At 61.5% G+C, this 25,154-nt stretch carries 24 protein-coding genes; 16 read left to right on the top strand and 8 right to left on the bottom strand.

All coding sequences use genetic code 11. The features are described 5' to 3' along the window. Position 1 precedes the first annotated feature (1 nt). Both PMI32_RS18070 and PMI32_RS18075 read left to right on the top strand, forming a co-directional pair. Positions 2-394, top strand: a complete 393-nt coding sequence (locus PMI32_RS18070; RefSeq protein ID WP_008027998.1) for a RidA family protein — start codon at positions 2-4, stop codon at positions 392-394. Further along, entirely contained in the window at positions 387-998 is a 612-nt protein-coding gene (locus PMI32_RS18075; protein ID WP_008027996.1) for an RraA family protein, read from the top strand. Before PMI32_RS18070 ends, PMI32_RS18075 begins: the two co-directional genes overlap by 8 nt. On the opposite strand, the gene PMI32_RS18080 is transcribed toward PMI32_RS18075, so the two are convergent. Next, positions 995-1,927 (bottom strand): LysR family transcriptional regulator, encoded by a 933-nt coding sequence (locus PMI32_RS18080; protein ID WP_008027993.1) that lies wholly within the window; start codon positions 1,925-1,927, stop codon positions 995-997. The genes PMI32_RS18075 and PMI32_RS18080 overlap by 4 nt on opposite strands. Before the next feature lie 161 nt (positions 1,928-2,088). Between PMI32_RS18080 and PMI32_RS18085 the strand changes: the two genes are divergently transcribed. From PMI32_RS18085 to qhpG, 7 genes are all read left to right on the top strand, one after another. Beyond that, the gene (locus tag PMI32_RS18085; protein ID WP_008027991.1) at positions 2,089-3,399 is read left to right on the top strand and encodes an MFS transporter; all 1,311 of its coding nucleotides are present in this window, start codon (positions 2,089-2,091) and stop codon (positions 3,397-3,399) included. Positions 3,400-3,537: 138 nt separating this feature from the next. After that, on the top strand, positions 3,538-4,767 hold the full coding sequence (locus PMI32_RS18090) for a Zn-dependent hydrolase (RefSeq protein ID WP_008027989.1): 1,230 nt from the start codon (positions 3,538-3,540) through the stop codon (positions 4,765-4,767). 153 nt (positions 4,768-4,920) lie between these two features. After that, a complete protein-coding gene (locus PMI32_RS18095) occupies positions 4,921-5,946 on the top strand; it encodes a histone deacetylase family protein (protein ID WP_008027986.1) in 1,026 nt (341 codons plus the stop codon). Positions 5,947-6,191: 245 nt separating this feature from the next. Continuing rightward, the gene (locus tag PMI32_RS18100) at positions 6,192-8,096 is read left to right on the top strand and encodes a sigma-54-dependent Fis family transcriptional regulator (RefSeq protein WP_008027984.1); all 1,905 of its coding nucleotides are present in this window, start codon (positions 6,192-6,194) and stop codon (positions 8,094-8,096) included. Continuing rightward, complete coding sequence (locus PMI32_RS18105; protein WP_008027982.1) at positions 8,096-9,814, top strand: ABC transporter ATP-binding protein; 1,719 nt, start codon at positions 8,096-8,098, stop codon at positions 9,812-9,814. The genes PMI32_RS18100 and PMI32_RS18105 overlap by 1 nt, the downstream gene beginning before the upstream one ends. After that, a complete protein-coding gene (qhpE, locus tag PMI32_RS18110; RefSeq protein WP_008027979.1) occupies positions 9,804-10,481 on the top strand; it encodes a subtilisin-like serine protease QhpE in 678 nt (225 codons plus the stop codon). Before PMI32_RS18105 ends, qhpE begins: the two co-directional genes overlap by 11 nt. Beyond that, a complete protein-coding gene (qhpG, locus tag PMI32_RS18115; RefSeq protein WP_008027976.1) occupies positions 10,478-11,767 on the top strand; it encodes a flavin-dependent monooxygenase QhpG in 1,290 nt (429 codons plus the stop codon). Before qhpE ends, qhpG begins: the two co-directional genes overlap by 4 nt. A gap of 112 nt (positions 11,768-11,879) precedes the next feature. On the opposite strand, the gene PMI32_RS18120 is transcribed toward qhpG, so the two are convergent. Beyond that, positions 11,880-13,370 carry an aldehyde dehydrogenase family protein gene (locus tag PMI32_RS18120; RefSeq protein ID WP_008027974.1) on the bottom strand — a complete coding sequence of 497 codons (1,491 nt, stop codon included), beginning with the start codon at positions 13,368-13,370 and terminating at the stop codon, positions 11,880-11,882. Positions 13,371-13,601: 231 nt separating this feature from the next. Next, the gene (locus PMI32_RS18125) at positions 13,602-14,324 is read right to left on the bottom strand and encodes a hypothetical protein (protein WP_008027972.1); all 723 of its coding nucleotides are present in this window, start codon (positions 14,322-14,324) and stop codon (positions 13,602-13,604) included. Between the two features lie 201 nt (positions 14,325-14,525). Between PMI32_RS18125 and PMI32_RS18130 the strand changes: the two genes are divergently transcribed. Further along, entirely contained in the window at positions 14,526-14,780 is a 255-nt protein-coding gene (locus PMI32_RS18130) for a DUF1652 domain-containing protein (protein ID WP_008027970.1), read from the top strand. Between the two features lie 50 nt (positions 14,781-14,830). Here the strand turns inward: PMI32_RS18130 and PMI32_RS18135 are convergent, their stop codons facing one another. Continuing rightward, positions 14,831-15,187, bottom strand: a complete 357-nt coding sequence (locus PMI32_RS18135; RefSeq protein WP_008027968.1) for a hypothetical protein — start codon at positions 15,185-15,187, stop codon at positions 14,831-14,833. 345 nt (positions 15,188-15,532) lie between these two features. Between PMI32_RS18135 and peaA the strand changes: the two genes are divergently transcribed. The 4 genes from peaA to peaD all read left to right on the top strand — a co-directional run bounded on the left by peaA (position 15,533) and on the right by peaD (position 20,093). Continuing rightward, the gene (peaA, locus tag PMI32_RS18140) at positions 15,533-17,113 is read left to right on the top strand and encodes a quinohemoprotein amine dehydrogenase subunit alpha (protein WP_008027966.1); all 1,581 of its coding nucleotides are present in this window, start codon (positions 15,533-15,535) and stop codon (positions 17,111-17,113) included. 80 nt (positions 17,114-17,193) lie between these two features. Then, complete coding sequence (gene peaB, locus PMI32_RS18145; protein ID WP_008027964.1) at positions 17,194-18,624, top strand: quinohemoprotein amine dehydrogenase maturation protein; 1,431 nt, start codon at positions 17,194-17,196, stop codon at positions 18,622-18,624. 1 nt (position 18,625) lies between these two features. Further along, positions 18,626-18,949 (top strand): quinohemoprotein amine dehydrogenase subunit gamma, encoded by a 324-nt coding sequence (qhpC, locus tag PMI32_RS18150; protein ID WP_008027961.1) that lies wholly within the window; start codon positions 18,626-18,628, stop codon positions 18,947-18,949. Between the two features lie 25 nt (positions 18,950-18,974). Next, positions 18,975-20,093 carry a quinohemoprotein amine dehydrogenase subunit beta gene (peaD, locus tag PMI32_RS18155; RefSeq protein ID WP_008027955.1) on the top strand — a complete coding sequence of 373 codons (1,119 nt, stop codon included), beginning with the start codon at positions 18,975-18,977 and terminating at the stop codon, positions 20,091-20,093. 139 nt (positions 20,094-20,232) lie between these two features. Here peaD and PMI32_RS18160 read toward each other — a convergent pair whose 3' ends face one another. After that, complete coding sequence (locus tag PMI32_RS18160) at positions 20,233-20,634, bottom strand: lysozyme inhibitor LprI family protein (RefSeq protein ID WP_008027953.1); 402 nt, start codon at positions 20,632-20,634, stop codon at positions 20,233-20,235. 48 nt (positions 20,635-20,682) lie between these two features. Then, positions 20,683-21,606 (bottom strand): ADP-ribosylglycohydrolase family protein, encoded by a 924-nt coding sequence (locus PMI32_RS18165; RefSeq protein ID WP_008027952.1) that lies wholly within the window; start codon positions 21,604-21,606, stop codon positions 20,683-20,685. Between the two features lie 198 nt (positions 21,607-21,804). Between PMI32_RS18165 and PMI32_RS18170 the strand changes: the two genes are divergently transcribed. Continuing rightward, positions 21,805-22,293, top strand: coding sequence for an SRPBCC family protein (locus PMI32_RS18170; RefSeq protein WP_008027951.1), 489 nt, complete (start codon positions 21,805-21,807; stop codon positions 22,291-22,293). A 481-nt stretch (positions 22,294-22,774) separates the two neighbouring features. On the opposite strand, the gene inhA is transcribed toward PMI32_RS18170, so the two are convergent. Then, on the bottom strand, positions 22,775-23,458 hold the full coding sequence (gene inhA, locus PMI32_RS18175) for an isonitrile hydratase (RefSeq protein WP_008027950.1): 684 nt from the start codon (positions 23,456-23,458) through the stop codon (positions 22,775-22,777). Positions 23,459-23,548: 90 nt separating this feature from the next. Between inhA and PMI32_RS18180 the strand changes: the two genes are divergently transcribed. After that, positions 23,549-24,541 carry a GlxA family transcriptional regulator gene (locus PMI32_RS18180; protein ID WP_008027949.1) on the top strand — a complete coding sequence of 331 codons (993 nt, stop codon included), beginning with the start codon at positions 23,549-23,551 and terminating at the stop codon, positions 24,539-24,541. Here the strand turns inward: PMI32_RS18180 and PMI32_RS18185 are convergent. After that, a complete protein-coding gene (locus tag PMI32_RS18185; protein ID WP_008027948.1) occupies positions 24,517-24,906 on the bottom strand; it encodes a hypothetical protein in 390 nt (129 codons plus the stop codon). The genes PMI32_RS18180 and PMI32_RS18185 overlap by 25 nt on opposite strands. Between the last annotated feature and the right edge of the window lie 248 nt (positions 24,907-25,154).

Below are 25,154 nucleotides of genomic sequence, written 5' to 3'. Positions count from 1 at the left end.
CATGCGCAGAATTCAATCCGCTCCGGGTTTCATCGGCCCGGTCGGGCCTTACTCTCAAGCGGTGGTCAGCGGCCATCTGGTGTTCACCGCCGGGCAGATTCCGGCCCAAAGCACACTCGATGAGCAGCCCGCCGATTTCACCGAGCAAGTGCGGCAAACCTTGCACAATCTCGAGGCGATCCTGATTGAAGCCGGCTCGGGTTTCAGCCACGTGATCAAGGTCAACGCGTACCTCACCGATCCGGCGCAACTGGAGCCGTTCAACGCGGTGTATCGCGAGTTTCTCGGCCATGCGCCGCCGGCGCGAACCACGGTGTGCGTGGCGCTGTGGGGCGTGTCGCTGGAAATCGACTGTGTGGCCGAGGTGATTGCCAGGGAGCCGCAGCATGGATAAATCACAGTTGATCGAGCAGTTCAAAGCGGTGAGTTTTCCGACCCTAGGCCATTTTCTGGAGGCGGGTTTTGCCGACTCGCAACTGCGGGCGATGGTGCCCAATGTGAAACTGGTGGGCCGTGCGCTAACCCTGAAATTGGTGGGCGCCGATGCCATTGCCGTCAACCAGGCGTTGGCGCTGATAAAGCCGGGCGACGTGTTGGTGATCGACACCGGCGGCGACTGGCAACACGCACCGGTCGGCGCGGTGACCAGTTGTGCTGCGAGTTGTGCCGGGGCGGCGGGCATCGTGGTGGACGGCGCCGTGACTGATTTGCTGGAGCTGCGAGAGGGCGGATTGCCGGTCTTCGCTCGCGGCACCAGCCTGCTGACCACCAAGCTGCACGGTCGGGGCGACAGCCAGATCAACCAGCCGATTCACTGCGCAGGCGTCACCGTGCAGCCGGGTGATCTGGTGCTGGCGGACGACAACGGCGTGCTGTTTCTCGATTGGCACACCGCGGCCGGTGTCATCGAGCAGGCGTTGGCGTCCGATCATGCCGAACCGCGCTTGCTCGAACGTTTGCGCGCCGGTGAACCGGTCGCGCAGGTGTTGCGCGTCTAAGCCGTCAGGCAGCGTTGCAGGCTCTCGATGAATATCGTCTCGGCCCGGCTCATGCGCTGCTCGCGGTTCCACAGCAAATGAATGTCCACGTCGGCAATCCCTTCGTGGGGCGGCAGGCGCCAGAGCAATCCGGCGTCGACGTCCGCCGCCACCACGTGCTCGGGCAAACAGCCGATACCGAACCCGGCGATCACCAGTCGCCGCACTTCTTCCAGGCTCGGTGACGACGCCACGATGCGTCCGCTGAAGCCCTGCTGATCGCGAAAAATCGTCAGCGGCGAGAGCATGCCGCCGATCTGGTCGCTGGTGAAACTGACGAAATTCTCCCGCTGTAAATCCCCTTGGTCGACGTTCTGCTGGCCGAACATCGCATGATGCTTGCCGCAGAAAAACGCATAGCGCTGACGCAGGAACAACCGTTGCTCCAGGCGCGGTTGCGGACGGCGATTGAGGCTTAGCCCCAGCGTCGCGGTTTTTTCCTGAAGGGCGCTGACGATGTCGGAGCTGCGCATCACGTCCACCTCCAGATCGACCCGCGGGTGCTGCCGATGGAAGTCCGCGAGGAAGTCATCGAAGCGTTCCGAGTAGATCCGGCTGATGATCAAGAGGCGCACCTTGCCGATCACTTCGTCGGCCGGTTGCTCCAGCACGCTGCTGACCTGGGACATCTGCCCATAGATTTCCCCGGCCAGTGCGAAGATCTGCTCGCCGACTTCGGTCAGGGCAAAACGTGGCCCGCGACGGGCGATCAGTTGGCGGCCGAGTTGTTCTTCCAGGCGCTTCAATGCCTGGCTCACGGCGGGTTGCGTCAGGTGCAGGCGGGCGGCGGCGCGGCTGATGCTCAGCTCCTGGCCGATCACCCGAAAGGTGCGCAGCAGGTTCCAGTCCAGTCGGTCATTGAGCAGGCGTTGCACATCGCGTTCGACCATGTGGCTCTCGATTATAAGCTGTCGTAATACTGCGCATAATAAATAGAAAATTGACTAATCATAGCCTCGGGACGATAAATCACTCCCAGACAGGCGCCGTCAGAGTGCCTTGGATTTACTGCTTTTCTCCTGCCAAAAAAACAATCAATGGAGTCCGAACCATGAAGCCCCCAGCTTCTTCCCAGCCACGTCGTGCGGCAGCCGCAGCCTTCATCGGCACCATGATCGAGTGGTACGACTTTTACATTTACGCCACCGCCGCCGCGCTGGTGTTCGGCGCGCTGTTCTTCCCCTCCGACGACAAACTGTTCAGCACGATGGCCGCGTTCGGCACCTTCGCCGTGGGCTTCTTTGCGCGGCCGTTGGGCGGGATCATCTTCGGCCACATCGGCGACCGCATCGGGCGCAAGAAATCGTTGATCATCACCTTACTGATGATGGGCGTGGTCACGGTCTGCATCGGTTTGCTGCCGACTTATGCACAGATCGGCGCCGCAGCGCCGGTACTGCTGATTCTGCTGCGCATCGTCCAGGGCATTGCCGTGGGTGGCGAGTGGGGCGGGGCGGTCTTGATGGCCGGCGAGCATGCGCCGAAAGGTCGGCGCAATTTCTTCGCGTCCTTTGCGCAACTTGGCAGCCCGGCCGGTTTGATCCTGTCGCTGCTGGCATTCAGCGCAGTCACCCGTTTGCCGGAAGAAGACCTGATGAGCTGGGGCTGGCGCTTGCCGTTCCTCGCCAGTTCGTTGCTGCTGCTGGTGGGGCTGGCGATTCGACTGGGCGTGAACGAGTCACCGGAGTTCCTCGCCAGTCGCGAACTCGCCGCCAAGAGCACGCGTAAAGAGCAGGCGCCGGTCATGGAAGTCCTGCGCACCGCGTGGCGTCCGCTGTTGTTGTGCATCGGCGCCAACACCCTGGGGATTGCCGGGGTGTATTTCACCAACACCTTCATGATCGCCTACACCACCCAGCAACTGCAGTTGCCGCGCTCGCTGATCCTCGAGTGCCTGTTTGTGGTGGCGATCATTCAGTTCTGCATCCAGCCGCTGGCGGCGTGGCTCGCGGAAAAAATCGGCGCCACGCGTTTCCTGTGCCTGGTGTCGTTGTTGGCGATGGCTTCGCCGTACCCGATGTTCGTGCTGGTCAGCTCGGCCCAGGCACCGTTGATCATCCTTGGCATCGCGCTGGCGGTGGTGTGCATGGCGTCGTTCTACGCGGTGATCGCCGGGTACGTCAGTGGCATGTTCGAGACCCGCGTGCGCTACACGGCGATTTCGCTGGCGTATCAGATCTGTGGCGCTGTGGCCGGTGGTTTGACGCCGCTGATCGGCACGCTGCTGGCGCATAAATTCGCCGGTCAATGGTGGCCGATGGCGCTGTTCTACAGCCTGATTGCTGCCACATCGCTGGTCTGTGTGCTTTCCCTCGCCCGTCGCCATGCCAGCGCTGAACGCGTCGAACTGGCCAACGCCTGACACCGATCAATTACGCACAACCGAACCTGTAGGAGCCGGCTTGCCGGCGATGGCGTCCGAAAGATTAGTGCATGTCTTGAAGGACCCATCGCCGGCAAGCCGGCTCCTACAGGGATTTGAATTGTCTTGGAGAACCTCATGTTGAAGATTAATGGCGAACGCCTGTGGGCGAGTCTGATGGCGATGGCCGAAATCGGCGCCACCGCCCGTGGCGGCAGTTGCCGCCTGGCCTTGAGCGATGAGGACAAGGCCGGTCGCGAACTGTTTGCCCACTGGTGCCGCGAAGCCGGCATGACCCTGAGCGTGGACGCCATCGGCAACCTGTTCGCCCGCCGCGCCGGCACGGACCCGGACGCTGCGCCCGTGATGATGGGCAGCCATCTCGACACTCAGCCTGAAGGCGGACGTTTCGACGGCGTGTACGGCGTGCTCGCCGGCCTCGAAGTGGTGCGGTGCCTCAACGACCTCGGCATCCAGACCCGCAAGCCGCTGGAAGTGGCGGTGTGGACCAACGAAGAAGGCGCGCGCTTCACCCCGGCGATGTTTGGCTCGGCGGTGTTCACCGGCATCATGCAATTGGACGCGGCGCTGGCGGTGCGGGATGTCGATGGCATCAGCGTCGGTGATGAGCTGAAGCGTACCGGTTATGCCGGCGAGCGTCCGTTGGGCGGCGCAGTGGATGCGTATTTTGAAGCCCACATCGAACAAGGCCCGATCCTTGAAGACAACGCCAAGAGCATCGGCGTGGTCAGCGGCGGCCAGGCGATTCGCTGGCTCGACGTGCGGGTCGAAGGCATGGCGGCTCACGCCGGCACCACGCCGATGCCCCTGCGCAAGGATGCGCTGTACGGCGTGGCGCGGATGATTCAGGCGATTGAAAGTCTGGCCACCGATTTTGCCCCGGAGGGCCTGACCACCGTCGGTGAGTTGAGCATCAACAAGTCGTCGCGCAACACCATTCCGGGGTTGGTGAATTTTACCGTCGACCTGCGTCATCACCGCGACGACGCCATCGACGCGATGGAGCAGCAAGTGCGCGCGCGGCTGCAGGCGATTGCCGACGGTCGCGGCCTGAACCTGACGATCACCCCGCACTGGATCAGCCCGGCGACACCGTTCGACGCGGACTGCGTGGCGGCGGTGCAACACGCTGTGGATGCCCTGGGCTACGCTCAGCAATCGATTGTCAGCGGTGCCGGGCATGACGCGATTCACCTGGCGCGGTTCTGCCCGACGGCGATGGTGTTCATCCCGTGCGTCGGCGGCTTGAGTCATAACGAAGCCGAAGACGTGCTGCCGGAAGACGTGCGGCAAGGCACCGACGTGCTGCTCAACGCCGTGCTGTCCCGCGCCGGTAAAGCTGAATAAACGCCAAACCCCTGTGGGAGCGAGCCTGCTCGCGATGAGGGCGTGTCAGTCGAAGCCAATGTTGTTTGACACACCGCCTTCGCGAGCAGGCTCGCTCCCACAATTGAACGTGCCCGGTTTGAAGATTTACGTTATCTGACAGGTATCAATCCCATGCGCAGTTTTTTCCATCCCGAACAATTGCTTCACCATCCACGCAGCTATTACTCCCGCGGACAGATGCGCACGCCGCAGGAAGTGCCGGAGCGTGCGCAGCGACTGGTGCAGGCGTCTCGCTCGCTGGGTTTCAAAGTCGAGCAGCCGGTGGATGCCGGACTTGATCCGCTGCTGGCGGTGCACGGTGCGCCGTACCTGGCATTTCTCCAGGAAGCGCATCAGCGCTGGAAGGAAATCCCGGAAGATTGGGGCGACGAAGTGATGTCGAACATCTTCGTCCGTGAGCCAAACGCTCTGCGCGGAATCCTGGCTCAGGCCGCACGTTATCTCGCGGATGGCAGTTGCCCGGTGGGTGAACAGACCTGGCGTTCGGCCTATTGGTCGGCGCAAAGCGCAGTGGCCGGGGCGCAGGCGTTGCTTGATGGCGAGCCGGCGGCTTACGCGTTGTGCCGTCCACCGGGGCATCACGCCCGGGCCGAAGCGGCCGGTGGCTTTTGTTATGTGAACAACGCGGCGGTGGCGGCGCAGGTGTTGCGCGGCGGGTTTGAACGCGTTGCGGTGCTCGACACCGACATGCACCATGGTCAGGGGATTCAGGAGATTTTCTATGATCGCGATGACGTGCTGTACGTCTCGGTGCATGGCGATCCGACCAACTTCTATCCGGGGGTTGCCGGGTTTGCGGATGAGCGCGGTGCCGGGGCGGGCGAGGGGTACAACCTGAACTTGCCGATGGCCCACGGTTCGAGTGAGGCGGACTTCCTTGGGCAATTGGAGGTGGCGCTGGCGGCGGTGAAGGATTTCGCTGCCGAGGTGTTGGTGCTGTCCCTGGGTTTCGACATTTTCGAGCTGGACCCGCAGAGCAAAGTGGCGGTGACGCGGGAAGGGTTTGCGCGGCTGGGTGAGCGGATTCGCAGCCTTGGGTTGCCGTGCCTGATTGTGCAGGAGGGTGGGTATCACCTGGAGAGTCTTGAGGACAATGCGCGGGCGTTTTTTGTCGGGCCCGAGGTGTGGCGGATCTGATTCTTTGTGGACTGGGAGGCCGCCATCGCTGGCAAGCCAGCTCCTACAATGGATTGGTGTGAACGCTAAATTGTGGTTAACGCCGAACCTGTAGGAGCTGGCTTGCCGGCGATGAACGATGACGCGGTTGGCTTGAAAGAACACAAGCGCTGTAAGGCACTTGCCATCGCCCTGACGTTAACGTAAAGATTGCGGCAGGGCGCTGAACTTAAAAAAGCGCAGGGCGGACCGATTCGGAGCGCTTGATGACGCTAATAAAAACAACTTCCCCCAAGCTGCACCATGAAGCCCGGCTGGCCCGGGAAAAACTCCATCTTGAGGGTGAAGTCCCCGATGGCGTGTTGCGGGCGGAAATCGATGCATCGTGGCGACGCAGCCTCAGCCATGGCGTGCATTTCAACAGCAAACATGAACTGGCGCTGGAGTCGAGCGCGAGTCTCGACGTGCTGCTGGCGAACAATCGCCTGCTGATCGACGCGGCATTGCCGGCGATCGATTACCTGGCCGACCGCCAGGGCAAGGAAGGCCTGATCATTCTCGCCAATTCCGACGCGACCATCCTCGCGGTCGAAGGCCGCGCCGATCGCCTCAAGGGCAGCGGCCTGCAGGACATCACCCTTGGCGCCTGCTGGAGCGAAGCCGCTCGCGGCACCAACGCGCTGGGCACCGCGCTGGTGGAAGCCCGGCCGACGATGATCGATTGCGGCGAGCATTACCTCGATCGCCTGACCGATTTCTCCTGCACCTCAGTGCCGATTTATTGCCCGCAAGGCGACATCCTCGGCGTCCTCGACCTGACCCGCGAAGGCCCGCTCGGCCGCGTTCACGACAGCACCGCGCTGTTGGCCATGGCGGTCAGCCAGATTGAAAGCCGGGTGTTCAACGCCAGTTTCCCTGACCAGATCGTGCTGGCGTTCCACAGCCGCCGGCAGTACCTCGAATCCCCTTGGCAGGGCTTGCTGGCGGTAAGCCTTGGCGGGCAGATTCTTGCGGTCAGCGCCCAGGCGTGTCAGTTGCTCCATGCCGAACGCTCGGCGCTGGTCGGTCGCCGTTGCGAAGAGTTTCTCGGCGTCGACGGCTTGCAACTGTTGTCGCGTTTGCATCAGGGCGGCGTCGGCAGTTTACAGACCGCCAAAGGCGAATTTTTCTATAAAACCCTGCGCGCACCGCAGCGCTCGATCAACGTCAGCACGCCGCCGCGCAGCCCGGCGAAAACCGCCAAACCTCAACCGGATCTCGACGCCCTGGCCGGCAGCAACGTCCGTTATGCCCGCGCCTTACGCATGGCCCGTCAGGGGCTGGCCAACGAGTTGCCGGTGTTGCTGCTCGGCGAAACAGGCACCGGCAAGGAAATGATCGCGCGCGCCTTGCACATGGCCGGCAGCCGCTGCGACAAGCCCTTTGTCGCGGTGAACTGTGCGGCGATTCCCGAAGGCCTGATCGAGTCGGAACTGTTCGGTTACCGCGAAGGCGCGTTCACCGGTTCCCGTCGCGGCGGCATGATCGGGCGTCTGCAACAGGCCCATGGCGGCACGTTGTTTCTTGACGAAATCGGCGACATGCCGCTGGCCTTGCAGGCGCGTCTGCTGCGCGTATTGCAGGACCGTAAGGTCGCGCCTTTGGGCGCCGGTGAAGAACAGGACATCGACGTCGCCCTGATCTGCGCGACCCACCGCGACCTCAAGCGCCTGGTCGAAGAAAAACACTTCCGTGAAGACCTGTTCTATCGGGTCAACGGCATCAGCGTGATGTTGCCGGCCCTGCGCGAACGCGACGATTTCAACGCGCTGGTCGGTCGTCTGCTGGCCAGGCTAGATGCACCGGCCATGCTCCTGCATGACGACTTGAACCGCTTGCTCGCGGGTTACCACTGGCCGGGCAACATCCGCCAACTGGAAATGGTCTTGCGCACGGCGCTGGCCATGCGCGAACCGGGGGACACCGTCCTCACTCTCGATCATTTGCCCGACAGCATGCTCGACGAACTGAACGCCAGCGAGCGGCCGGCGTCCGGGAGCATTCGCGAAAACGAACTGGAGCTGATTCGCCAGTCCCTGGACAGCCATCAGGGCAACGTCTCGGCCGCTGCCGATGCCTTGGGCATCAGCCGCGCAACCTTGTACCGCAAGCTCAAACAGTTGCGTTCGTGATGCAGCGCCTGATCGTTCGGCTGATCGACAGCCAGAATCCCGAAGCCCTGCAAGCGGCGTTGCGCTGGCTCTACAGCTTTGTGCGCCCGCATCGTCTGGCGATTGCCGGACTGCTCGGTTTATCGGTCTGCGCCTCGTCGCTGGTGCTGGTGCAACCCTGGCTGACCAAGCTGCTGATCGACGATGGCTTGCTGGCCCGCAACTTCCCCATGCTGGTACTGATCGCCGGGTTGATGATCGTCGCCGGGCTGCTCGGCACGGCGCTCTCGGGGATCAATCGTTACCTGCACACGCGGCTGTCCGGGCGGATTCTGTTCTCGCTGCGCGACGACCTTTATCGGCATTTGCAAACCCTGTCACCGAGCTTCTACGGGCAACGGCGCATCGGCGACCTGATGTCGCGCCTCGATGGCGATGTCGCGGAGATCCAGCGCTTCGCCGTGGATTCGCTGTTCTCGGCAGTGTCGAGCGTGATCGGCCTGGTGGTCGCCGTGGCGATGTTGCTGACGTTGTCGTGGAAGTTGTCGCTGCTGGCGCTGGTGCTGATTCCCCTCGACGTGCTCTGGCTGCGCTGGATGCGGCGTAAGGTCGAGCGCGATGTGCGCCAGTTGCGCGAGCGTTCGGCGGACATGTCGTCGTTCATGGTCGAGACCCTGCCGGTGATGAAATTCATTCAGTCGGCCGGTCAGCAGCAACGTGAGTCGCGGCGTCTGGAGGCGTTGGGGCAGGGCTACATGAGTCAACTGCTGCGCCTGCAAGTCACCGAGTTTTTCACCCAGGCGGTGCCGGGCACGCTGACCTCGCTGTCCCGTGCCTGTGCGTTTTTGATTGGCGGTTATTGGGTGGTGCAAGGTACCTGGCAACTGGGGGCGCTGATCGCGTTTTCCACCTATCTGGGGATGGCGGTCGGGCCGGTTCAAAGTCTGCTTGGGCTCTACGTGGCGATTCAGCGGATGACGGTCAGTCTCGGGCGCGTCATGGAATTGCGCGGTGAAGAACCGACCGTGCTGACCCCCGTTGAACCCCGGCCAATGCCGACCTCCGGCGAACTGCGTTTCGACGACGTGCACTTCAGCCATCCCGGTCGGCCGAGCACCTTGCGCGGCATTGAAGCGCGGATTCCCTACGGTTTGAAAGTCGCCCTGAGCGGCGGCTCCGGCGTCGGCAAATCGACGCTGATCGATTTGCTGCAACGGCATCACGATCCACAGTCCGGGCGGGTGCTGCTCGGCGAGGTCGACCTGCGGGAACTGGACCTGTTCCAGTTGCGCCGGCGGATTGCCGTGGTCAGTCAGGACATCGTGCTGTTTCGCGGCAGCCTCGCCGATAACCTGGCCTACGCGGTGCCCGACGCCAGCCGCGAAGCAATCGCCGACGTAGCGCGGCTGGCGCAACTCGACAGCCTGATCGCCTCATTGCCCGAAGGCCTCGACAGTCCGTTGGGCGAACGCGGGCAGCAGTTGTCCGGCGGGCAGAAACAGCGCATCGCCATCGCCCGGGCACTGTTGCAGGACCCGTTGATTCTGGTGCTCGACGAAGCCACTTCGGCGGTGGATGAAGCCACCGAGCGCGAAGTGATCGAGGCCATCGACCGACTGTTTGCCGGACGCACGCGCATCCTCATCAGTCATCGTCCCTCAACGTTGGCCGATGCCGACCTGCGCTTCGAATTGCTCGACGGCGTGCTCACGTCGAAAACGGTGCAGCATGAAGTCTGAACTGCGAATCGGTGTGGTGGACAGCGGCCATTCGGCGGCGCAGCGGGTGCAGGTGATCGCCGGGCGACGGTTCTCGTTGCTGGCGGACGGCCTGGCCGAAAGTGACTTGCGCGACGACCCGCTCGGCCACGGCAGCGCGGTGATCGAAGCCATTAGTCATCGGGCCCCTTCGGCGGTGTTCTGCGTGGCTCAGGTGTTCGACCAGCGTGGCGTCACCAGCGCCCTGCAGATTGCCACGGCGATTGACTGGCTGGTGGCGCAGGACGTACGGCTGATCAACCTGAGCCTCGGTTTGCGCCAGGACCGCAGTCTATTGCGCGAAGCCTGCGCGGCAGCAGTAGCGCAGGGCATTCTGCTGTGTGCGTCGAGCCCGGCGCAGGGCGAGGGCGTGTTCCCGGCGAATTATCCACAGGTGCTGCGGGTGACCGGCGATGCACGTTGCGCCGAACAGGAATGGTCTTGGCTCAACAGCGCTCAGGCGGATTTCGCGGCGTGCGTGCACGGGACGTACCCGGGGCAGTCCGGTGCCAGTCTGGGCTGCGCGGCGTTGAGCGGGCACATTGCCGGTTTCCTGGTTTCACAGCCCGAGGCGAGCAACGAACAGATCATCGACTGGCTGCGCAAGAATGCCCGTTATCGCGGTCCTGAACGGCGCTTCGGAGCATGATCCTGATTCTGGGCGCGGGGCCAGCGGGGGCGGCGGTTGCCTTGGGCTTGCGGCGGCTCGGTTACCCCGTGACGCTGGTCAGCGAGTGGCGCCGGTTTGCGGCGCTGGAAGGCGTTTCGCTGCGGGTGCTGGAGGCCTTGCGCGGTGCCGGTCTGCATCAGGCGCTGGCGGATGCGGCGTTGCCGTCGCAGCGGCAGGTGTCGTGGAACGGTCAGCAGCATGCGCAAAACATCGAATTCCTGCTGGACCGCCCGAGCTTTGATCGAGGACTGCGTGAGGACCTGCGCCTGGCGGGCGTTGAGCTGATTGAAGGTCGGGTGCTGAGCGTTCAAACCTCGGCGGAGGGACATCGGGTCGAGATTGAAGGGCGTGAGGCGTTGCTCGCGGACTTCCTCGTCGAGGCGCGCGGACGCCAGGCACCCGCACTCGGCAAGGGGCTGCGCGGGCCGGAGACGGTCAGCCTGCTCAATCGCTGGCAAGGCGTACCCGGCAACACCGCCAGTGCCGTGGAAAGCCTTTCGGACGGCTGGGCGTGGATGGCGCGGCGGGCGGACGGTCAGTGTTATTGGCAATGGACGGTGGACGTGGCCAGTGCCGAGCTGCCGGGCAAGGCGCAGTTGCTTGATTACTGTCGCCAGCAGCGCCAGGGTTCCTCGTTGGCGCGTGAGTTTTTTGGTGTCGAACATGAGGTCGATCTACAGCTGCACGCCCGCAGCAGCACCGCGATTTTGAGCCCGCAGGTGTGCGGCGAAAACTGGATTCGGGTTGGCGATGCGGCGATGGCGGTGGACCCGTTGTCGGGCAATGGAATCTTTCAGTCCTTATCCTCGGCGTTGCAGGCGCCGACGGTGATCAACACGTTGTTGCGAAAACCTGAGCGGGCGGCGTTGGCACAGCGTTTTCATCAGCAACGGGTGGAGCAGTTGTTTTTGCGTTTTGCGCGGATCGGGCGGGACTTTTATGCCGATGAGCAGCGTTGGCTGGATCAACCATTCTGGCAGGCGCGGCGGCAGTGGCCGGATGCCGAGGTGGCGCATGCCGAGGCGGATTTTGCCGCGCTGCGGATCGAGCGGGCGCCGGTGTTGAAGGATGGGTTTGTGGATGAGGCCGAGGTGGTGATCACAGCGGATCAGCCATTGGGGATCTGGCATGTGCAGGGGGTTGAGTTGGCGCCGCTGGTGCGCAGGTTGCGGACCGAACCGGCCGGGCAGGCGTTGGCGGGGTTGACGGTGGAGCAGGGGAGGATGGTTCGCAGTTGGTTGTTGGGGCAGGGGTTCAAGCCCTGATATTTGTAGCGATTGGTCTGGCCTCTTCGCGGGCAAGCCTCGCTCCTACAGGTTTTCGTGCCCTTGTAGGAGCGAGGCTTGCCCGCGAAGGCGGCCTAAAGAACGCTGAAAATCAAAGCTTGATCAACACCGACTTCAACTCGGTGTAATGCTCGATCGCCGCATACCCCATCTCCCGCCCGACCCCCGACATCTTGTACCCGCCAAACGGCAGCGCCGGGTCCAGAGCGCTGTGGCAATTGACCCACACCGAACCGGATTTGATCCGTGGAATCATCCGGTGCACCGCCGCCAGATCATTCGACCAGATGCTCGCGCCAAGCCCGTAGGGACTGTCGTTGGCCATGCGCAACGCATCGGCTTCATCATCAAATGGAATGGCCACCAGCACCGGCCCGAAGATCTCTTCCTGCACCAGCGAGTGCTTCTGGTCGACATCAACGATCACCGTCGGTTTGACGAAGAATCCCGGCCCGAATTGCTCACCGCCGCAGGCAATCGTCGCACCGCTTTCCCGACCTTTTTCGATGTACCCGTAAACCCGTTCCTGCTGCCGCGCCGAAATCAGCGGCCCCATCTCGACACTCGGGTCCAGCCCGTTGCCGAGCTTCATGGCGTTGGCAATGTCGGCGATGTCCGCCACCACATTGTCGAAATGCTTGCGCTGCACATACAGCCTCGAACCGGCACAGCAGACCTGGCCCTGGTTGAAGAAAATCGCACTGGCAGCGCCTGCGGCAGCGGACTTCAGGTCGGCGTCGGCCATGACGATGGTCGGCGATTTGCCGCCCAGTTCCAGGGTGACGCGGGTCATGGAATCCATGGCGATCTTGCCGATCTGCTTGCCGACGGCGGTGGAGCCGGTGAAGGTCAGCTTGTCCACCAGCGGGTTGTGGGTCAGCGCCGAACCGGCGGTGATGCCGGTGCCGGTGACCACGTTGAACACGCCTTCGGGATAACCCGCTTCCAGCACCAGCTCAGCAAGTTTCAAGGCAGTCAGCGGGGTTTCATCGGCGGGTTTGAGCACCACGGTGCAACCGGTGGCCAGTGCCGGGCCGAGTTTCCAGCAGGCCAGCAGCAGCGGGAAGTTCCAGGCGACGATGGCGCCGACCACGCCCACCGCTTCGCGACGAATGAAACTGTGGAACTGATCGTTTGGCATCAGCGGCAACGACACTTCCACGCTGGAGCCTTCGATCTTGGTCGCCCAACCGGCCATGTAGCGCAGGAAGTCGATGGACAGTTGCACGTCCATCACCTGAGCCACCGCCGCGCTCTTGCCGTTGTTCAGGCATTCCAGCTGCGCCAGCAGTTCGGCGTCGCGTTCCATCAGGTCGGCAAGTTTCCACAGCAAATTCTGCCGCTCGCGGGGGCGGGTGCGGGTCCAGGTGGAATCATCGAACGCCTGACGCGCCGCGAGCACCGCACGGTCAACGTCTTCGGGCGTGGCCCGCGGCACCACGCACAGCACTTCGCCGGTGGCCGGGTTGTGCAGTGGCATGGTCTGGCCGTCGGCAGCCTCGACCCAGTCGCCGCCGATAAGCATGCGCGGGGCGCGCTGGATGAACGCCGAGGTGGCGGGAAGCAGGTAGGGGAGCGTCATGGCGAGGCCTCTTGTTGTTCGTGAGAACGAGGCTTTCGCAATGGCTGTGCCAATTGTCTGGAAGGGCCGGATAGCCCTTTGGCGGCGGGCGCGGGATGAAATTCGGGGCCGTCGGGTTCCGCTGTGTTGTCGCAAATCGCGACGGCGGCTGAGATTCAAGAGACGGTTTTTTCAGCTCTGGCCAACGATGCGGCCTGAGCTGATTCGGGCACTCCGCCCCTGTTGTCGGAATCAGGCCGTCACGTCGATCTTATTGCGCTCGGCCAGCATCTGCGCTTCTGTTGCTTGCGTCATCCGCTCGCCTTTACTCCACAACTGCGAAGAGAAGAAGCCGTTCAGGGTCTCAGCGTTTGGCACCGAGCCTTTCTTCAAGAACAGGGCGCCCAGATCGATGGTGCTGGCGAAGTTTTCCTTGTTCAGGTTGTACCCGCCCACGTAGCTGCCACCCCAAACGGAGTCTGCGGCCACCAGGTCGATGGAGGCGTCGCGGTAACTGCTCGCTGCCGATTTCAGCGAACTGGAGGCATTCAGCAGATTGTTCAGCCGATTCATGTCGGAAGAACTGAGCTGGCCTGAACTGTTGAGGGCTTTGAGGCTTCCATCCGCTTGAATGGTGAAGCCAAATTTTTTGTCGGCGAGATCCGGATAGGCGTGGGCCAACGCGGACTGGAACTCTTCGAATGAGGATTTCAGCGATTGATGGGCGTTTTTGTGCCGCTCGGCAACCTGCGGGAAGTCAGGTGACTGGGTGCGGCCGATCCAGGTCTCGATCGACTCCATGGTCGGACTGGGTGCCGGGGCTTCATCGCTTGGGTGGTAAACCGCTGCCGGATTGATGTTGACCGCTGTTTTCTGCAGGTCTTCACTCAGCGTTTTCGCGGTCAGTGGTTGGCTGGACTGGCTGAGCTGAGCGGCCGATGGCTGGATCAAGGCAGCGTTTAAAGAAATTGCCATGTCGTCATTCCCTTAACGTTTGGTGTAGCAAGTTATCGGCGCAAAGCGCGATAACTTGAGCGCCGATGACCACCCGTCGAGACGACGAGCAACCGGGTTGCGCCCTTGAGCCCCCCACTTTTGGGGAATAGAATTTTCAGGCTCGGTGGTGAAATGACGGAGCATTTCCCCTGCTATACATCTGGCGTAAGGGAGGTTGCGATGTTCCTTTCAACCCTGGAAATTCAAAGCATCATCGAACACAGTTTTCTACCCGCCGTCTGCACCTGCAACATGGAAGCGGACCAGTCCATGACGATCCGGGTCTGTGACTGCATGACGGGCAAAGTGGACCTGATCGCCACCCACGTTCCGGTGTGGACACTGGACAGTCCCCATGCCATCGCCACGCTGGTGGCGGACATGCGCCAGGAAATCGAGGCGCACAAGAGCATTCATCCCACCTATTCCATCTGAACCGGCGACAAGCCGCACCGTTGAAGGCCGGTGCGGCTCGCGTCAGGCAATCAGGCTGCTATTTTCCGGGAAATCTCGTCGAATGTGTTGCCATCCACGGCGGCCAGCAGCTTTTTGTCGTCTTTCAGCGTTGCCAGAAAGGTCACTTCAGTTTCTTTTCCGGCCAGCATGAAACCGGCAATCGCGCCGATGGGCCCCAGCAGCATGGCCCCGGCGACGCCAAAGCCGATGGCGTCCTTGATGTTGTTGAGCGACTCTTCGTTGGCGACTTCCACGCTTTTGAACGAGGAGAGTGGCAGGGTGATGCCGGGCCACGGGTGAAGCGACGTTCTCAAGGTGAAAACGCCGTCTCTGTACTCTCCGTCACCCTGCAGAAAGTCCCCCGCCAGGACAGTGATGTTTGCCATTTCGTTATCCCCTGAACGGCAATTGGTGAACAACCATTTCGCCCCCGCACGGGCCTGTCGTCAATCGTCGTGCGATGAGCTGTCCCGGTTAAGGCATCTATGCTTGTCTCAGACTGCAACAACTGTCGCGATATTAGACGCACGCGCTCTCGATCAAGCATGGCCAATCGCATTCAACTTCACGCAAACGCTTGATAAAAAAGGTAATCGGCAAGCTGGCACGCTCCGTGTATTGCTCATCGCAGACGTTTCTCTTGCCTCCGTCTGCGGTGCGCCGCCGGCGGCAGAAACCATAAAAACGATAAGCCACAAAAATAAGAAAGCACCGTGCGAGGTTCGACGTTGATGAAGAGAAAACTCCGATCAGGCCTGAGCGTCAGTCTGCTGGCCGTGGCCGCGTGTGTGGCGCTGCATTCGCCTGACAGCCTGGCAGCCCGCGACGCCCAGACCATCCTCAAGGAAACCTGTCAGGGCTGTCACACCCCTGAAGCTGAAAACACCCTGAGCCGCATCAGCCACCAGCGCAAAACCCCGGAAGGCTGGCTGATGAGCATCGCCCGGATGCAGACCATGCATGGTTTGCAGATCAGCGATGACGACCGCCGTACCCTGGTCAAATACCTGGCCGACACCCAGGGCCTGGCGCCGAGCGAGACGGACGGCGTGCGTTACGCGCTGGAGCGTCGACTCAATACCGTCGAGAAGTTCGACGACCAGACCAGCCAGATGTGCGGTCGCTGCCACTCCGGTGCGCGGGTCGCCTTGCAACGGCGTCCGGCCCAGGAATGGGAGCGCCTGGTGAACTTCCACCTCGGCCAATGGCCGTCCCTCGAATACCAGGCATTGGCCCGTGACCGCGACTGGTTCGACATTGCCCGCAAAGACATGGTGCCGCTGTTGGCCAAGCGTTATCCGCTGGACAATCCTGCCTGGAAAAAATGGCTGAGCGCAGCACCCAAAGCCGAAGCGTTTGCCGGTGACTGGAGCTTCAGCGGCCACTTGCCGGGCAAAGGTGAACTGGCCGGGGTGATGAGCGTGACCGCCGCTGGCGACGACACCTTCAAGGTCAGCGTCAAAGGCCAATACGCCGACGGCACGCCGTTCAATGGCGACGGCAGCGCGATTCTCTACACCGGCTACGAATGGCGCGGCAACGTGACCATCGACGGCGTGACCATGCGCCAGGTGTTCGCCGCCCAAGGCAATGCGATGCAAGGCCGGATGTTCGAGGCCGAACACGATGAACGGGGTCTGGACTTCGTCGCCGCCAAGCAGGGCAGCAGTCGTTTGCTCGCTGTGCAGCCGGGTTACCTCAAGGCCGGCAGCGAGTCTGAAGTGACCCTGATCGGCAGCGGTCTCAGCGGTAAACCGAACTTCGGCAAAGGCGTGGAAGTGGTCGAAGTGCTGGAGCAAAGTCCGCAGCGTATGCGCGTCAAGCTCAAGGCTGCTGCCAATGCCCAACCGGGGCTGCGCAACGTCACCGTCGGCACGCTGAAAGGCCCGACCCTGTCGGTCTACAGCAAAATCGCTGAAGTCAAAGTCGTGCCCGAGTTCTCGGTGGCGCGGATCGGCGAGGGCGGTGGTTCGACGCCGAAAGTCCAGGGCCGTTTTGACGCCGAAGCCTGGGGCAAGGGCGCTGACGGCAAACCGTATCGCATCGGCGTGTTCCCGGCGCAATGGAAAGTCGAAGCCTTCGACGACCGCGCCAAGGAAGACGAAGACGTCAAGTTCGCCGGCACCATGCAGGCTGACAGCGGCGTGTTCACACCGGGCGATGCCGGGCCGAACCCGCAACGCAAAATGTCCACCAACAATGCCGGCAACCTCAAGGTGATCGCCGCCGTCGACGACGCAGGGAAATCCCTGACCGGCGAGGGCCACATGATCGTCACCGTGCAACGCTGGAACAATCCACCCATTCCATGAGTTGGCTGACCGTTAACTGTTTCAGACACTTTTTGGAATGACCGCAGGCCTCGTAAAAGAGGTCTGCACAGGAGGTTGCAATGGGCGCTATTTTGAATCTGGTCGAGCGGAATCTGCACGAAGTGCACGTCGACGCCGACCGCATGCTGTTCCACATCCCCAGCAGTTCGCTGTTCGCCAGTGATGAGCTGACGGGCACCATCATCGACACCTTGCGCGGTCCAGGCTGTTCGTCGGACGACCTGATCCAGCGCCTGGCCGCACGTTTCAACGGCGAAGAAATCACCGAGACCCTGCGCGAGCTGATCTCGCTGGAACTGGTCAGCGACGGCTCGCCGCTGACTCCGGACATCGGCACCAAACGGGTCGAGCGCACCGCGATCAATACCGTGGTGCTCAACGTCAACACCGGCTGCAACCTGAGCTGCACCTACTGCTACAAGGAAGACCTCGACAAGCCGTCGGCGGGCAAGAAAATGGACGTTGAAACGGCGATTGCGTCAGTGGAAATGCTGCTGCGCGAATCCCCGGACGAAGAGCGTTTCACCGTGGTGTTCTTCGGCGGCGAACCGTTGAGCAATCGCAAGCTGATCGAGTACATGGTCGATTACTGTGAGAAGCGTTTTCGCGAGGCCGGCAAGTTCGTCGAGTTCGTGATGACCACCAACGCCACGCTGCTCACCGAAGAAACCGTGGACTACCTCAACGCCCACCGTTTCGGGCTCTCCGTCAGTATCGACGGGCCGAAAACCGTGCACGACCGCAACCGCATCACCGTGGGCGGGCAGGGCACCTATGACGTGGTGCGGCGCAAGGCCGAGATGCTGCTGTCGCGCTACAACAGCCGTCCGGTTGGCGCGCGAGTGACGTTGACCACCGGCGTTACCGACGTCGAAACCATCTGGGATCACTTGTTCAACGAGCTGGGGTTTGCCGAAGTCGGTTTTGCTCCGGTGACTTCCGGCGACATCAGTAGCTTCAACCTCACCAGTGATGAACTGGTGCAGGTGTTCGCCAACATGAAGGCGCTCGGTCGGCGTTATCTGGAAGCGGCGCTGGAGCACCGCAACATCGGCTTCTCCAACCTTCACCAGTTGATCACCGACATCCACGAAGGCCACAAAAAAGCCCTGCCGTGCGGCGCGGGCCTGAAAATGCTGGCGGTGGATCACAAGGGTGAACTGAACCTGTGCCACCGTTTCACCGGCTCGTCCTTGCCGACCTTCGGCAACGTGCACAGCGGGGTGAAACAGGTGGAGTTGAACGACTTCCTGTCCCAGCGTCTCGACCGTACCAACACCGGCTGCGAAGACTGCCAGATCCGCAACCTCTGCTCCGGCGGCTGCTACCACGAGAGTTACGCCCGTTACGGCGACCCGACCCACCCGACCTATCACTACTGCGAACTGATGCGTGACTGGGTGGACTTCGGCATCGAGGTCTACACCCGGATCATGGCCAACAACCCTGCGTTTATCAGCAGCTACATCACTCCGCGCAAGGCTCACTGATATGAAACATCTCAAGGCAATCAATAACAAAGCGTTGAAACTCGATGAAGCCGCGGCCGAAAACCGTATCGAAGAAGTGGTGGCGATGAGCTCTGTCGCGGGCTGCGCCTCGACCACCGACCCGGGCTGGGAAATCGATGCGTTTGGCGGTGTGTCGTCGCTGTGCCAGCCGATGGAAGCCGACCTTTATGGCTGCTCCGACCCTTGCTGGTGGCCGGCCCAGGTGCCGGACATGATGAGCACCTACCCGGACTGGAACAAGGATGCCCAGGCGTCCAACGACAACTGGCGCAACCTTGGCACTGTCTTCCCTAAAGACAAGTGATCGGACAGACAAGAAGGATTCCAGCATGCCTAGCATCAAAGCCTGCGGCCTGGCCGCGTTTGCCGTCCTGAGCACCTGTTCGCTCACTGTTCTGGCCGATGAAAACACTGCTCTGCAAGACGGTCACGAGTACATGTTGACCACCAATTACCCGAACAACCTGCACGTGATCGACCTGGCCACGGACACGCTGTTCAAGACCTGCAAGATGCCCGATGCCTTTGGTCCGGGCACTGTTCAGCTGTCGCCGGACCGCAAGACCGCCTACGTGCTGAACAATCACTACGCGGATGTCTACGGCGTCGAACTGGACAGCTGCAAACAGGTGTTCCACGCCAGCATCACCCAGAAGCCGGGGGAGAAAGCGAGGTCGATGTTCGCCTTCACCCTCAGTCATGACGGCAAGGAGCTGTTCACCGTTGCCAACCCGACGTTGATGCTCAATGACCGCTATGAAGTTCAGCAGCCACGACTGGATGTCTACGCCACCAACGCCGGCATGGATGCCAAACCCGTGCGCAGTTTCCCGGCGCCACGGCAGCTGACCATCATGCAGAGTGGCGACGACGGCACGCTTTATGTCGCCGGGGCGGACGTCTACAAGGTCGATGTGAAAACCGGCAAGTTCGACGTGCTGATCCCCAGCCGTCACTGGAAACGGGCGAACTACAGCGCACCGGACGTGCTCTACGTGTGGAACCAGCAGACCTATCGCCATGACTTCTCGCTGCTCTACACCGCGGCAAAGTTCAAGGACAAGAAGCAGGATCCGTTGACCGCCGAGTACCTGTACGGGCTGTTCAGCATCGACCTGAAAACCGGCAAGACCGAAACCACCGACTTCGGCCCGCTGACGGAAATCTACTTCAGCGGCATGCGCTCGCCGAAGGACCCGAACCTGATGTTCGGCGTGCTCAATCGCCTGGCGAAGTACGACATCAAGGAAAAGAAAATGCTCCAGGCGGCAACGCTGGATCATTCCTACTACTGCATTTCCTTCAACAAGGACGGCAGCAAGATTTACCTGGCGGGGACGTTTAACGATGTGGCGATTTTTGATGCCGACAGCCTGAAACAGGTGGGCAGCATCAAGTTGCCGGGTGGGGATATGGCGATTACCACGGCGCAGATATTTGTTCGGTAATTGCGGCGTTTGATCTGACGCCATCGCCGGCAAGCCGGCTCCTACAGGGGGCAGGGGTGTTCACGCAATCGCGGTCACACTGAAAATCCCTGTAGGAGCCGGCTTGCCGGCGATGAGGCCAATGAAACCAATCGAGAACTTACTGCCCCGGCACCGGGCAACTCAAATCCCCCTCCTGGCACTTCAAGTAAGTTTTGAAAGCCTCCACCCGAGCCTTGGTCAGGTCCGTGATGCAATTGCTGTAAATCAACGGATAAACACTCCCACCCTCAACCCCGGACGCCGAAAACCTGCACTCGGCATCCCGGAACCCGATCCACGCCCGTTGCGCGCCAATCAACTGCTTCTTGCTCTCGGGGCTGTCCTTCAAGCGCGCGGTGATCTGCTGGTAAAGCGCATTCAACTCCTTGTCCGCCGCCTTGTTCTGCTGCGCCGCGCATTGATTCATCGTGGCCTGGTCGGTGGCGTTGTCGCAATCGACGGCATGGGCAACGGTGGTGAACAGCAACGGCGTCAGCGCCAGGAGCACGCGTGGGGACATGGGAAACTCGCTGTGACAGGAAAAGAAGAGGTGCAGTGTAGCGAAGCCTCATTCACTTGCGGTGTCAGCGCCTGAAGCCTTGAGCAATTGATCCGCGCAAGTCTCGATGTCTTCGCGCAGGTATAACTTCGCCAGCCAACGTTCGGGAATGGCCTGGACACCGTAGAAAGCCCCGGCCAACTGACCGACGATGGCGGCGGTGGTATCGGCGTCATCGCCCAGGTTGGCGGCATTCAGGATGGCGGCTTCGAAGCTGTCGGTGTGATGAAAACACCACAGCGCGGCTTCGAGGGAGGCCACGCAATAGCCGCTGCCACGGATAGCGCTTTCAGGTTTGTCGATATAGTCGCCTCGGGCGATGGCGGCGACTTTGGACTCCAGGAAGGTCGTTGCCGGCAAGCGAAGTAAATCCGCTTTGGCCGCGCCCTGTAACGCGTTACCTGTCAGCTCGGCGAACAACTGGCAGCACTCAACGGCTTCAGGCGCGGCGTGGGTCGTGCGGGAACTGTTTGTGGAAAACGCCCTGATCCGGTCGCGGTCGGGGAAGTAGTACAAAACCACCGGCACCAGCCGCATCAACGAACCGTTCCCTGCCGTATAGGGATCGGTTGAACCCGCGAAGGGGTCGCCGGTTTGCTGATACCGGGCCAAGGCCTCGCTCACGGTCATGCCGATGTCGAAGCATTCCCCGGTGGAACTGAGGTAACCCGATTGCCACCAATTCAGGTAGCGCCCCATCTGGTCGGCGGCATCGAAGCCGTTTTGGCTCAGCAGGCTTTCGGCCAGGCACAACGCCATTGAGGTGTCATCGGTCCATTGCCCGGGTTTCAGGTTGAATGGGCCGCCGCCCACCATGTCGGTCAGGGGCCTGAACGAGCCGCGTGGCTGAAACTCGACCGTGGTGCCGACGGCATCACCGCAGGCCAGGCCCAGCAGGGCGCCGCGATAACGTTCCGTGAGTGAGGGCTGCATGAATCTTCCTTGTCCGGTCAATGTCGTCCCTGCAAACGGTAGCAGCTCCCGCCCGATGACTCTTGTTCTCAGCGCCGAACTTTGGCCCGGATGTGCGGCCGAATATTTCAGGCAGGTTGATTGAGAGGCCCGATTGGTACAACTTTAGGGTTGGACTTGTGGTCACACAGGCCTACTGTTCAGTACAGGAGGTGACTTATGAACCCAGCATCAGATCGCATCGAAAGGAAGATCCTGCTTAAAGCCCCGCGCTCGCAGGTCTGGCGTGTACTGGCCCATGCCGAGGCGTTCGGGCAGTGGTTTGGCGTGGCATTGGAAGGCAAGCGTTTTGTCGCCGGCGAGTGGACTCAGGGGCAGGTCACGTACCCCGGTTATGAGCACGTTTTGTGGAATGTGCTGGTGGAGCGGGTCGAGCCGGAGCGGGTGTTTTCGTTTCGCTGGCACCCCTACGCGGTGCGCCCGGAAGTCGACTATTCCCAGGAACCCACCACGCTGGTGAAGTTCGAGCTGGAGGACCACCCTGAAGGTACGTTGCTCAAGGTCTCCGAGTCCGGTTTCGATCACATCCCCCAGACACGCCGCGAAAAGGCTTTCCGCATGGACAGCCGGGGCTGGGAGGAACAGTTGAACAACATTGAACAGTTTTTGGCTGAAACCGCCAAAGCCCGGGTGAGACAGGAAGAATGATCACCATGGCGCAGGCCCTGCCCGTCGTAGCTCCGCTGCAGGCCGCGAAACTCGCGGCTTGAGCGCTCGATACCTGAGGCGCCTAAGGGTTTTCGGAAGGGCTGGTATAGCGAATGTCTTACACGCGATGGTAGCTATGTCGTCTATTGCACATTGGATCCGATGCGTAATCTAGCCACATCAACTGAAGCACAGGAAGCGCTTCAGGATCACGGATGATCGACCATCAGCAAGGATTCGCTACCGACAGGGAGTCGACAATGGTCTTGGGAAAAACCCGCCTCTGGCGGGTTTTTTTTCGTCCGTAGAAAAGTGATTCAGCCATTACGTACATCTACTGTAGGAGCCGGCTTGCTGGCGATGGCGGTGGGTCAGTCAACAGATTTATCGCCTGAACGCACGCCATCGCCAGCAAGCCGGCTCCTACAGTTGATCTCCGTCGTACACAGAGTGTGAGCGAACCTGAACCCACATTGATTACCTACAAGCCGAGATTTGCTGCGGCCCGTTCAGTGATCAGCGTCCGCTGCTGCAACGATGGCGCCGTACGCCGATGAGCCTCTGCCAAAACACTCTGAGGCGCTGATTCCGGGCTACCGGATTCAAACGGCGGCGCTGGCGCGTACTCCAGCTGCAATTGCACCAATTGCGCCGTGTCCTTATCGAACAATTCAGCCGCCAGGGTCAGGGCAAAGTCGATCCCTGCGGTGATCCCGCCACCGGTCAGCAGATTGCCATCGCGCACCACCCGATCCTTCACCGGGATTGCACCCAACGGTCCAAGCAACTCGTGATACGCCCAGTGAGTCGTGGCGCGCTTACCCTTGAGCAAACCTGCTGCGCCGAGCACCAATGCGCCGGTGCACACCGAGGTGACATACCGCGCATTGGCCGCCTGCGCCTTGATGAACGCCAACGTCTGCTCATCCTCCATCAACGGCCCGACACCGCTGCCGCCGGGAACGCAGATCACATCCAGCGCCGGGCAATCATCGAAAGTGGTGGTGGGCTTGAGCACCAGGCCGGTGCTCGCGGTGACCGGCATCAGGTCTTTCCAGATCAAATGCACCTTTACGTCCGGCAGCGAGGCGAGTACGTCGTAAGGGCCGGTCAGGTCCAATTGCTGAACCTGCGGGAACAACAGAAAACCGATCTGCAACGTCATGGTGTTTTTCTCGTGAAGTGGGTGGACGGCTTCACTGTAGGCTCGTAGGATTTGGCGTATACGCCAATTACCACACGAATTACGCCAAGTATGCCCAAGTCTATTCATGTGCTCGCCTTCACCAACGTGCAACTGCTCGACGTCACCGGACCGCTGCAGGTATTCGCCTCGGCCAATGACATTGCCCGCCAGAAAGGCTTGCCGCCGCCTTACGCGCCGACGGTGATTGCCAGTGGCGGCGGGGCGGTGATGTCGTCGGCGGGCTTGGCGCTGGTGGCCGAACCGTTGCCCGGGCAGGGCAGCGACACATTGATCATTGCCGGCGGCTGGGGCGTTTATGCGGCGGCGGAGGATGAGGCGCTGGTGGCTTGGGTGCGTGAGCATGCGGCGGGGTGTCGGCGGGTGTCATCGGTGTGCACCGGGGCATTTTTGCTGGCGGCCAGCGGTTGGCTCGATGGCCGGCGGGTGGTCACTCACTGGACCCGTTGCGAGCAGTTGGCGCAAAAACACCCGCGCTTGCGTGTCGAACCCAATCCAATCTTTATCAACGACGGCCCGGTCTGGACCTCGGCCGGCGTCACTGCCGGCATCGACCTCGCGCTGGCCATGGTCGAAGAGGACCTCGGTCGCACCATGGCGCTGGAAGTGGCGCAGCAGTTGGTGGTGTTTTTGAAGCGTCCGGGCGGTCAATCACAATTCAGCGTGACCCTGTCGTTGCAAAAGGAAGGCAACCGTTTCGACGATCTTCACGCCTGGATCAGCGAAAACCTCACCATGGACCTGGGCGTTCCGACCCTCGCCTTGCAGGCTGGCATGAGCGAACGCAGCTTCGTCCGTCACTACCGCGCCGACACCGGCCAGACACCCGCGCGGGCTATCGAACTGATTCGGGTCGAGACGGCGCGGCGGTTACTCAGCGATACCGGCGTGCCGATCAAACGGGTCGCGGTGCAGTGCGGGTTTGGCAGCGAAGAGACGTTGCGGCGCAGCTTCCTGCGGGCGATGGGCGTGACGCCGCAAGCGTATCGGGAGCGGTTTTCGGTGAGTTCCGAGGCAGATCAGACTTCCGTTTCCATGACCTGATTGAAGTACTTCGCCCGATCCGGCGTAAACGTCACCACCATCCCGGTTCGCGAGCAGGTCAATGCCCGTTCTTCAGCCAGGTCAACGTCCAGGTCTTCCCCACGCAAACCTTGCCACTGGGCGAGGTACTTGAGGGATCCGTACTTTTCGAGTTTCTTCAGGCTGCGGCTGACGCCCCCTTTCCAGCCCAGCACCGGCAGTTCACCGGCCAGGCATTGTTGGGCCATTTCGGGAAAGCGTGCGGCGCGTTGGCGGCCGATTTCCCAGCATTTGATCAGGCCTTTGTCGGGGCCTTCCCACAGTTCATCGCGGTTCAGGCCGGATCGGAGTGGGGTGTCGATGCTGCGGTAGATGCGCTGGCTCATTCAGGTTCCTTGAATTCGGGTTTTGTTGGACAGCTCCGCTGTACCCGTTGAGGAGGGATGTTAGGTGGGGATGTAATGATCGGCAACAAACGATTTTCCGGGGGCTGTGCGGTTTTGTTTGGTGCTTGTAGGTGTGGGGCCTACAGGGCCTGGGTGTTTAAGCAGGCGGACCGCGTTAACGTTCGATCGCCAGCAAGCCGGCTCCTACAGTTGACCGCGTTTCACTGTAGGAGCCGGCTTTCCGGCGA

Origin of the sequence: Pseudomonas sp. GM60, assembly GCF_000282415.1 — a bacterium.
Classification (GTDB): Bacteria; Pseudomonadota; Gammaproteobacteria; order Pseudomonadales; family Pseudomonadaceae; genus Aquipseudomonas; species Aquipseudomonas migulae.
This window is presented reverse-complemented; position numbering and strand designations above follow the sequence as displayed.

What these genes read in the sequence shown, in the direction of transcription:
- PMI32_RS18070 (WP_008027998.1), top strand. Translation starts at nt 2, where the DNA reads ATGCGCAGAATTCAATCCGCTCCGGGTTTCATCGGCCCGGTCGGGCCT.
- PMI32_RS18075 (WP_008027996.1), top strand. Translation starts at nt 387, where the DNA reads ATGGATAAATCACAGTTGATCGAGCAGTTCAAAGCGGTGAGTTTTCCG.
- PMI32_RS18080 (WP_008027993.1), bottom strand. Translation starts at nt 1,927, where the DNA reads ATGGTCGAACGCGATGTGCAACGCCTGCTCAATGACCGACTGGACTGG.
- PMI32_RS18085 (WP_008027991.1), top strand. Translation starts at nt 2,089, where the DNA reads ATGAAGCCCCCAGCTTCTTCCCAGCCACGTCGTGCGGCAGCCGCAGCC.
- PMI32_RS18090 (WP_008027989.1), top strand. Translation starts at nt 3,538, where the DNA reads ATGTTGAAGATTAATGGCGAACGCCTGTGGGCGAGTCTGATGGCGATG.
- PMI32_RS18095 (WP_008027986.1), top strand. Translation starts at nt 4,921, where the DNA reads ATGCGCAGTTTTTTCCATCCCGAACAATTGCTTCACCATCCACGCAGC.
- PMI32_RS18100 (WP_008027984.1), top strand. Translation starts at nt 6,192, where the DNA reads ATGACGCTAATAAAAACAACTTCCCCCAAGCTGCACCATGAAGCCCGG.
- PMI32_RS18105 (WP_008027982.1), top strand. Translation starts at nt 8,096, where the DNA reads ATGCAGCGCCTGATCGTTCGGCTGATCGACAGCCAGAATCCCGAAGCC.
- qhpE (WP_008027979.1), top strand. Translation starts at nt 9,804, where the DNA reads ATGAAGTCTGAACTGCGAATCGGTGTGGTGGACAGCGGCCATTCGGCG.
- qhpG (WP_008027976.1), top strand. Translation starts at nt 10,478, where the DNA reads ATGATCCTGATTCTGGGCGCGGGGCCAGCGGGGGCGGCGGTTGCCTTG.
- PMI32_RS18120 (WP_008027974.1), bottom strand. Translation starts at nt 13,370, where the DNA reads ATGACGCTCCCCTACCTGCTTCCCGCCACCTCGGCGTTCATCCAGCGC.
- PMI32_RS18125 (WP_008027972.1), bottom strand. Translation starts at nt 14,324, where the DNA reads ATGGCAATTTCTTTAAACGCTGCCTTGATCCAGCCATCGGCCGCTCAG.
- PMI32_RS18130 (WP_008027970.1), top strand. Translation starts at nt 14,526, where the DNA reads ATGTTCCTTTCAACCCTGGAAATTCAAAGCATCATCGAACACAGTTTT.
- PMI32_RS18135 (WP_008027968.1), bottom strand. Translation starts at nt 15,187, where the DNA reads ATGGCAAACATCACTGTCCTGGCGGGGGACTTTCTGCAGGGTGACGGA.
- peaA (WP_008027966.1), top strand. Translation starts at nt 15,533, where the DNA reads ATGAAGAGAAAACTCCGATCAGGCCTGAGCGTCAGTCTGCTGGCCGTG.
- peaB (WP_008027964.1), top strand. Translation starts at nt 17,194, where the DNA reads ATGGGCGCTATTTTGAATCTGGTCGAGCGGAATCTGCACGAAGTGCAC.
- qhpC (WP_008027961.1), top strand. Translation starts at nt 18,626, where the DNA reads ATGAAACATCTCAAGGCAATCAATAACAAAGCGTTGAAACTCGATGAA.
- peaD (WP_008027955.1), top strand. Translation starts at nt 18,975, where the DNA reads ATGCCTAGCATCAAAGCCTGCGGCCTGGCCGCGTTTGCCGTCCTGAGC.
- PMI32_RS18160 (WP_008027953.1), bottom strand. Translation starts at nt 20,634, where the DNA reads ATGTCCCCACGCGTGCTCCTGGCGCTGACGCCGTTGCTGTTCACCACC.
- PMI32_RS18165 (WP_008027952.1), bottom strand. Translation starts at nt 21,606, where the DNA reads ATGCAGCCCTCACTCACGGAACGTTATCGCGGCGCCCTGCTGGGCCTG.
- PMI32_RS18170 (WP_008027951.1), top strand. Translation starts at nt 21,805, where the DNA reads ATGAACCCAGCATCAGATCGCATCGAAAGGAAGATCCTGCTTAAAGCC.
- inhA (WP_008027950.1), bottom strand. Translation starts at nt 23,458, where the DNA reads ATGACGTTGCAGATCGGTTTTCTGTTGTTCCCGCAGGTTCAGCAATTG.
- PMI32_RS18180 (WP_008027949.1), top strand. Translation starts at nt 23,549, where the DNA reads ATGCCCAAGTCTATTCATGTGCTCGCCTTCACCAACGTGCAACTGCTC.
- PMI32_RS18185 (WP_008027948.1), bottom strand. Translation starts at nt 24,906, where the DNA reads ATGAGCCAGCGCATCTACCGCAGCATCGACACCCCACTCCGATCCGGC.